General features: G+C 72.1%; 2 protein-coding genes. One reads left to right on the forward strand and one right to left on the reverse strand.

Annotated elements, in window-relative coordinates; translation table 11 throughout:
- The coding region (era, locus tag FNQ90_RS21470) for a GTPase Era (RefSeq protein ID WP_182607863.1) at positions 1-932 on the forward strand (932 nt) is incomplete at its 5' end.
- A gap of 22 nt (positions 933-954) precedes the next feature.
- Here era and FNQ90_RS21475 read toward each other — a convergent pair.
- The gene (locus FNQ90_RS21475) at positions 955-1,878 is read right to left on the reverse strand and encodes a ribonuclease Z (protein ID WP_182607864.1); all 924 of its coding nucleotides are present in this window, start codon (positions 1,876-1,878) and stop codon (positions 955-957) included.
- Positions 1,879-1,904: the final 26 nt, after the last annotated feature.

Genomic DNA, 1,904 nt, shown 5'->3' on the forward strand with positions numbered 1-1,904 from the left:
CCCCGGCCCCCTCCGAGGCCCCGCACCGCTCCGGTTTCGCCTGCTTCGTCGGGCGCCCCAACGCGGGGAAGTCCACGCTGACCAACGCCCTGGTGGGAACCAAGGTCGCGATCACCTCGAACCGCCCGCAGACCACACGGCACACCGTGCGCGGCATCGTCCACCGGCCCGACGCCCAACTGGTCCTGGTGGACACCCCCGGTCTGCACAAGCCGCGCACCCTGCTCGGGGAACGGTTGAACGACGTGGTCCGAGCCACCTGGGCCGAGGTGGACGTGATCGGTTTCTGTCTGCCCGCCGACCAGAGGATCGGCCCCGGTGACCGGTACATCGCCCAGGAGCTGGCCGGTGTCAGGCGCACCCCGAAGATCGCCGTCGTGACCAAGACCGATCTGGTGGACCAGCGGGAGTTGGCCGATCGGCTCATCGCGGTGGACCGGCTCGGTCGCGAGCTGGGCATCGAGTGGGCCGAGATCGTCCCGGTGTCGGCGGTGGCCGACCGACAGGTGGGACTCCTCGCCGACCTGCTGGTGCCGCTGCTTCCCGAGGGCCCGATGCTCTACCCCGAGGGGGAGCTGACCGACGAACCGGAACAGGTCATGGTGGCGGAGCTGATCCGTGAGGCCGCCCTGGAAGGGGTGCGGGACGAGCTGCCGCACTCGATCGCGGTGGTGGTCGAGGAGATGCTGCCGCGGGAGGGCCGGCCGGCGGATCGCCCGTTGCTGGACATCCACGCCAACATCTTCATCGAGCGCAGCAGCCAGAAGGGCATCGTGATCGGCCCGAAGGGGAGCCGGCTCAAGCGGGTGGGCACCACCTCCCGGCGACAGATCGAGGCACTGCTCGGCACACCGGTCTTCCTGGACCTGCACGTGAAGGTGGCCAAGGACTGGCAGCGCGACCCCAAGCAGCTGCGCCGCCTGGGCTTTTGAGGACCGTGCCCGGCCCCGCGGCTCAGCCGCCGTCCCCCGACCGGCGGCGTGGGGGCACCGGGACCCGGGCCAGGTCCTCGGCGACGGTCAGTCCGCCGGTGAAGCCCGCCGCCCGGGCCTGGCGGGCGAAGGGTTCGGGATCGCGGTAGCGGCGGCTGAAGTGGGTGAGCACCAGGTGTCGCGCCCCGCCCTCGGCGGCCACCGCCCCGGCCTGCCCGGCGGTGAGGTGACCGTGTTCCTCCGCGAGCGCGACGTCCTCGTCGAGGAAGGTCGCCTCGATCACCAACAGGTCGCAGTCGGCGGCCAGTTCCCGCACCCCGTCGCACAGCCGGGTGTCCATGACGAAGGCCGCGACCTGGCCCGGTCGTTCCTCGCTGACCTCCTCGAGGGTGACGGCACCGAGCCGGCCCTCCCGTTGCAGGCGGCCCACGTCGGGGCCGGCGATGCCGCGTTCGGCCAGCCGCCCGGGCAGCATCCGTCGGGAGTCCGGTTCGCGGAGCCGGTAGCCGAAGGACTCCACCGGGTGGGAGAGCCGGGCCGCGGAGAGCGTGAAGGCCGGGACGCGGGCGATCACGCCGTCGCCGGCGATCGGCTCCTCCCGCAGGGCCACGCTCTCCCGATAGGCCGTGGCGTACCGCAGGCGTTCGAAGAAGTGCCGCCCGCTCGCCGGGTAGTGGGCGGTGACCGGGTGGGGGACGGCGTCGAGGTTGATGCGCTGGATCACCCCGGGCAGGCCGAGGCAGTGGTCACCGTGGAAGTGGGTGACACAGATCCGGGTGATGTCGTGGGCGCTGACCCCGGCCCGGCTCATCTGCCGCTGGGTGCCCTCGCCGGGGTCGAAGAGGATTCCCTCGCCGTCCCAGCGCAGCAGGTAACCGTTGTGGTTGCGGTGCCGGGTCGGTACCTGGCTGGCGGTGCCGAGCACCACGAGTTCACGCACTGACATCTCTCGCCGGGGGTGGAGGGCGGACG

It is taken from the genome of Streptomyces alkaliphilus (assembly GCF_014141535.1).
GTDB classification, from domain to species: domain Bacteria; phylum Actinomycetota; class Actinomycetes; order Streptomycetales; family Streptomycetaceae; genus Streptomyces; species Streptomyces alkaliphilus.

What these genes read in the sequence shown, in the direction of transcription:
- FNQ90_RS21475 (WP_182607864.1), bottom strand. Translation starts at nt 1,878, where the DNA reads ATGTCAGTGCGTGAACTCGTGGTGCTCGGCACCGCCAGCCAGGTACCG.